5 protein-coding genes are annotated in these 6384 nt (G+C 59.5%); 3 read left to right on the top strand and 2 right to left on the bottom strand.

Features of this window, described 5'->3' with window-relative positions; translation table 11 throughout:
* Positions 1–1229: lysine--tRNA ligase (locus ACTCHC_RS06515; RefSeq protein ID WP_463021669.1), on the top strand; the 1229-nt coding region annotated here is incomplete at its 5' end.
* On the opposite strand, the gene ACTCHC_RS06520 is transcribed toward ACTCHC_RS06515, so the two are convergent.
* Entirely contained in the window at positions 1226–2107 is an 882-nt protein-coding gene (locus tag ACTCHC_RS06520) for a CHAD domain-containing protein (protein WP_463021670.1), read from the bottom strand. The genes ACTCHC_RS06515 and ACTCHC_RS06520 overlap by 4 nt on opposite strands.
* A gap of 224 nt (positions 2108–2331) precedes the next feature.
* Here ACTCHC_RS06520 and ACTCHC_RS06525 point away from each other — a divergent pair, with 224 nt between their 5' ends.
* On the top strand, positions 2332–4623 hold the full coding sequence (locus ACTCHC_RS06525; protein ID WP_463021671.1) for a right-handed parallel beta-helix repeat-containing protein: 2292 nt from the start codon (positions 2332–2334) through the stop codon (positions 4621–4623).
* 106 nt (positions 4624–4729) lie between these two features.
* On the opposite strand, the gene ACTCHC_RS06530 is transcribed toward ACTCHC_RS06525, so the two are convergent.
* Positions 4730–5830, bottom strand: coding sequence for a porin (locus ACTCHC_RS06530; protein WP_463021672.1), 1101 nt, complete (start codon positions 5828–5830; stop codon positions 4730–4732).
* 341 nt (positions 5831–6171) lie between these two features.
* On the opposite strand from ACTCHC_RS06530, the gene ACTCHC_RS06535 reads away from it, so the two are divergent.
* On the top strand, positions 6172–6384 hold a 213-nt coding region (locus ACTCHC_RS06535; protein WP_463021673.1), incomplete at its 3' end, for an antibiotic biosynthesis monooxygenase family protein.

Here is a 6384-nt window from a genome sequence, read left to right on the forward strand (position 1 = left end):
CCAGCTTTGGCGCGCATAACAACGCCATGCTGCGGCGGTTCCTCGATACCTTTGGCTTTGAGTATGAGTTCATCAGCGCCACCGAGTTCTATAAATCGGGCCGCTTCGATGACACGCTGAAGCTGGCGACCGAACGCTACGACGCGATCATGAAGATCATGCTGGCCTCCCTGCGCGAAGAGCGCCAGCAGACCTATTCCTGCTTCCTGCCGATCCACCCCGAGAGCGGCCGCGTGATGTATGTGCCGATGAAACACGTCGATCCGGTCAATCACACCATCACCTTCGATGACGAGGATGGCCGCGAATGGACGCTTCCGGTCACCGGCGGCAATGTCAAACTGCAGTGGAAGCCGGATTTTGGCGCCCGCTGGGCGGCGCTCGACGTTGATTTCGAGATGTATGGCAAGGACCATTCCACCAATACCCCGATCTATGACCGAATCTGTGAAATCCTTGGCGGGCGCAAGCCGGAACATTTCACCTATGAACTGTTTCTGGATGAGAACGGCGAAAAGATATCCAAGTCCAAGGGCAACGGGCTGACGATCGACGAATGGCTGAGCTATGCCAGCCCTGAAAGCCTGTCCTATTTCATGTATCTCAAGCCCAAGACCGCAAAGCGGATGTATTTCGACGTGATCCCCAAGGCGGTGGATGAATATCACCAGCAATTGCGCGCCTATGAAACGCAGGATGCCGCGGCGCGGCTGAACAATCCGGTCTGGCATATTCATGGCGGCGATGTGCCGCAATCGAACATGGTGGTGCCGTTCGCGATGCTGCTGAACCTGGCATCCGTCAGCCATGCCGACGACAAGGCGCAGCTTTGGGGGTTCATCCGCCGCTATGCGCCCGAGGCCAGTGCCGAAACCCATCCCGATCTGGATGCGGCGGCGGGGTTTGCGGTGCGCTATTACAACGATTTCGTCAAACCGCATAAGGTGTTCCGTGCCCCCGATCCGCGCGAACGCGCGGCGCTGGCGGATCTGCGCGCCCGGTTGGCGGCCTGGGACGGCGGGCAGGACGCTGAAGAACTGCAAAGCATGGTGTTTGCGGTGGGCAAGGAACACGGATTCGATCCCCTGCGCGACTGGTTCACAGCACTTTACGAGGTGCTGCTGGGGGCCAGTCAGGGGCCGCGTTTCGGGGGGTTCATCGCGCTTTATGGGGTGAAGGAAACCGTGGCGCTGATCGACGAAGGGTTGTCGGGGCGGCTGCTGTCCTAGCCTTCTGCCTGCCACAGATCCCACCAGACGCCCCAGCGATGGATCAGCGCCTTGGCCGGATCGGCGTAAAGACGCCCGCCCAACGCGCGGGTCCGCAGCAAAAGGTCATCCTGCCGTTGGGTAATGCGGTTGACAAAGGCCCGGCGCAGGTCCGGCATGTCGGTTTCGGCAGCGGCCAGATAATGGCGCAAAACCCCCAGATCGTGGTGATCGCCAAGTATCTCACCCAGATCGTTCGCGGCGCGACTGTGTTCGGCCATCGCATCAGGCCAGATCGGCGCCAGAAGCCGGGCGTGATACCAGTGATATTTCACCCGCTTGCGCCAGTCGTGCAACTGGTCATCGCCGGGCGCATCCCCCAGCGCCGACAATGCGCGGCGGCCTTCGGTCCAGATCGTGGCCAGGCCTGGCGCCAGGGCGTCGAAGCCCTTGGCAGACAGCGCCCAGTGCCGCGCGCGGCCATGAAGGGCGGCAAGGGTCTGGTCATAATCCGCGATGACCTGATCTGCCCGACCTGCCGCATTGGCGTGGTCTGAATGCGGCAGCAGATTGCGCAGCGGGGCAAATGAAGGACCGTCTTGTGTGGCGGCTATCTTGTCGAAGGTGGCCAGCATGACATCGCTGTCGCGCAGGCCCGACATCGTGCGGGCGGCATCGCGGATGATGCTGTCTTCGGCCTTGAAATCGGCGAAGACAGGACGAACCAAGCGCACCAATCCGCGCAATTTTTTGGCGTGCTTGCGCAGCTCGTGCAGTTTCTTGTCGCGGGGCAAGTTGGGGTCGGCGATCTTGGCGTGCGCCTCGTCAATCTGTTCGCAGGCGATACGGCGCAGCGCGGCCTGTATATTCCTGTCCGAAGTGGAAAACGAATAACCCATTGAAAAACCTTGTGGCCGCAGCGTGATCTGCGCATCAATATGCCCGCCTGTTCGCGCGCCGTCGAGAGGCAGCGCGCGCAACTGTCGGGCAAAGTTAATCCCTTGAGTGATACCCGTTTGGCCGATCCGGGACGCAGTCAGCTTGCGTCCGGGCAAGATGGCACAGCGGCACATGGCCAAAACAGTGCGGACAGCCGCGCGCGCAGCTTTGGAAAGGGATTTGAATGAACAAGGCAATCACCGACGGGCTGGTCCTGATGCCGCCGGCATTTGCGGCGGGTCTGAATATTTGGTCGAGCGAGGACGGCGTGCCGGGGTCGGCCAGCTATCAGGGGTCGCCCGATGCGGCACTGGTGCCTGCGGATCAGGATTTTGGCGGTTGTCTGGAGCTGTCAAAAACACAGGTCACGCAAAAGCTGCGTTATATGGGGCAGACGCCGCTTTTGCCCGGATGCTATCTGCGGGTGACGGCGCGGGTCAAGGCGATGAGCGGCAACCTGCCTTCGGTGCGCATCGCGGCCTGGGCGGGTGATGGCAGCGGTGCGCATGTGACCGGCCTGGTCGAAACCGGGCCCAGCGTGACATTGACGGCCTATGGCCAGGTCGAAACCGTGACGGCGATTATCGGGTCGGGGCTGCGGGGCGGCGTCGATATGGTTTGGGGCACCGCCCCGATCTATGCCCATGTCGGGCTTGATCTGACGGGGGCAAATGGCGGTGTCGTGCGGATCGACGATCTGGTGGTCGAGGATGTGACATCGGTCTTTTTGCGCGACATGATGGATTGGGTCGATATTCGCGATTTTGGCGCGATCGGCGACGGGGTGACCGATGACCGGCTGGCATTCGAGGCGGCCGATCTGGCCGCCGGCGGGCGCGGGGTTCTGGTGTCGGCGGGCAGCTATTACCTGGGCGATCACGTCACGTTTGAATCGCGCGTTCGGTTCGAAGGCACAGTCGTGATGCCCGCTGCCGCACGGCTGACACTGACGCGGAATTTCGATCTGCCCAGCTATATCGACGCCTTTGGCGATGAGTTGGAGGCATTCAAGCGGGCGCTGGCGGTGCTGTTCAATTATTCCGACCATGACAGCCTGGACATGATGGGCCGGCGCGTGGATATCGACGCGCCCATCGACGTGCAGGTGGCGGTTGGAAACAAGAATACCTATGCCATCCGTCGCGTGATCCGCAACGGGCAGATCAATGCTTTGCCCTCGGCCAATTGGAACACCGATGTCGTGACGTCGCAGGCGACCTATTCGGCAGGCAGCCCGCTGCAACTGACGGGGGTGGCCAATGTCGCGAATATCGCGATCGGGTCGCTTGTGCAGGGGCTGGGCGTGGGGCGCGAGGTCTATGTGCGTGACAAGAATGTCGGTGCGGGCACCATCACCCTGTCGGCGCCGCTGTTCGATGCGGCAGGCACGCAAATCTATACCTTCAGCCGGTTCAAATACCTTCTGGATTTCTCGGGTTTTGCCTCGCTGACGCGGTTTGTGCTGTCGGATATGGATCTGTCCTGCAACGGCGAAGCCAGCGCCGTGATGCTGCCGACATCGGGGCTTATCTTTCAGATCCGCGACTGTTTCATCACCACCCCCAGGGATCGCGGGATTACCTCGATTGGTGACGGATGCCAGGGGCTGTTGATCGACCGCTGTCAGTTTCTGTCGAATGAACAGCAGGCTCGCGCACAGGATCGCACCAGTATCGCGCTGAACGTGAACGCCAATGACGTCAAGCTACGTGACAATCGTGCGGTGCGTTTTGCCCATTTCGCGGTGATGGGCGGCGGCGGTCACATGATCGTCAACAATCACTGGTTCCAGGATGACAACGAGCCTGCCGGCATTCGACTGGCGGGGCTGGTTCTGACCTCGACCAATGTGAAAACCACGCTGAACGCCAACTATATCGACAACAGTTTTGTCGAATGGACCAATGAACATGACGCGGCACCCGATCAATCGAACGAATATTCATTTGGCGGGCTGACGGTGTCGGGCAATATCTTTACCGTCAATGACGTTGCGCCCTGGTTCCGCTGGTTCGTGGTCAAACCCGTTGGGGCGGGTCATTTCATCCACGGGCTGAACATGTCGGGCAATACCTTCAAGGCATTGAACGGCGATATCGACCGGGTGGATTATGTCGATACTACCTATGCCGGGCTGGATATGGGCCGTGCGCGCAACATCGCGGTGCAGGGCAATTCCTTTACCGGTGTGACCCAGTTCATATCGAACCCGGTGATGCTGCAATTCGACGAGGCCACCGACCTGACGACATGGGGCTGTGACTTCGCAGGGTATCTGCCCTTTGACGGGCGCACGCGCGAGGTGGTTTCGATTGTGACCGAAGGCGCAATCCGTGATGCGGGCGGTGCCGTGGTCAGCGCCATGCCCTATGTTCAGACCGAACAGGGCGCGAACCGCGATCAGGTCAACGTGGTGTGGCCGGTGCCGTGCCATGGGCGCATCCAACTGACCGCACGGATGGACAAACCGATCTGACCCTGTGCCCGCCCATAAAAAAGCCCCCCTCTTGCGAGGGGGGCGAGTGGTTCGTGACAAACCGGGGCCTGCCATGAACGAGGGAAGAGTTGATCCGGAAGAAGGATCAGAACTTGAAGGTTACAAGAACGGTTGCGCCGTCATTGTATTCCTGCGCACCGAAATCATCGATGCCCGAGGTATCATCAACATCGGCGTAGCTGACCAGCAGCGAAGCGCCGTTGCCCATGTCCCACTCGCCACCGATATAGGCGCCGCCATCGTCCATCGCGTCTTCGTCTTCGATGACACCGGCATAGATGGTGAAGGCATTGTTGACGGCATAGCTGCCCTCAAAGCCGTATTCCGCATCGTCCTGCTCATAGGAATAGAACACGCCAACAGCGAATGGGCCGTTTTCGTAATCGGCGCTGACGCCCCAGTTGTCGCCGCCAACCGATTCACCGACGTAATAGGCGCCGAAGCTCAGCATGTCGTTCAGGGCATAGCCGACAGCCAGACCGATCGATTCTTCGTTGATCGTCATGTCTTCGGCATAGCCGACAGTGAACGAGAACGGAGCGAATTCGCCGCTGAACGAAATACCGAAGACTTCATTCAGGGTGAAGTCGTCGTTGACGGTCACGTCCCAGGGCTCTTGCGTGTCTTCCTGATAGGCGGCCGAGATCGAATAGTTGCCGAATTCATAGGCCAGACCGACCGAAAGCTGGTCGAAGTTACCGGTGCCGGTTCCACCCAGGGCGAAATCGTCGGTGTTCAGAACGGTGCCCACGGCAATAGTCAGGCCGCCATAGCTGCCGATGGCCAGCAGCGAGGTTTCGCCGTCAGCTTCGGAAATGCTGTCGTTTTCCATGTCGCCGGCCGAAACCCACAGCGTTTCAGCAGCAAAAGCCTGATCGCCGAACGAAATGGCGCCGTAGCTGGCTTCCAGTTTCAGCAGGTAATCTTCGACATTGAAGTCGTCAGAATCACTGGCCGACAGGCCGTTCTGGTTGGTGTCGAACAGTTCCAGCTCGACATAGGCCGAAGCGGTCAGGCCATAATCCAGTTCTGCGGTCAGCATCGGGATGATCGTTATCGAGCCATAGACGCCGCCTTCGACGTCATCGTTCCAGCCCAGTTCGACCTCACCCGACCAACTCAGGTCAGCGGACGCGGCGCCAGCGGTCATCAGCAGCGCGGTCGTCGCGAGCAATGTCTTTTTCATGTTGGGGTCTCTCCTGTTTTGCGCGTGGCATGTTGATCTATGCCCCGCCTAGTAAGCTTTGGTAGGTAACGAATATGTTTCACGCCGGTGTCAGTAAATTGAAGCTTTGCCCAAATGTTGCCGCAATGCGGCATTGGTTTGCGGTTGCGGCGAAATTGCAACAGTACTTTTTCCGTTGCATTTTCAAGGGGCAAGATGACGTAGGGTGAGGCTGAAATTTGGGCAGTTTGTAAATTTCCATGGATTCGCCCCGATCTTGCTGCAGGGCAGCGGCAACAGGTTTTGCACGGTTTTCGTTGCCGGATGTGCTAGACTGTTCCGGCAAGTCAGCGGAGGAAAGCATGCCCACCATATCGGCCAAGGCCAGGCATCAGACGGTCATCTGTACATTCGAGGTTACCCCCGGGACCTGTCAGGATATCCTGGACGAGCTGGAAGAGGCCTATCGGCTGGTGATCTCGAAACAGCCGGGGTTCATCGGGGCGGGGCTGCATGTGAACGACGCGCAGACCCGCATCGCCAACTATTCGCAATGGACCGCGCGCGAGGATTAC

It is taken from the genome of Actibacterium sp. (assembly GCF_055134745.1).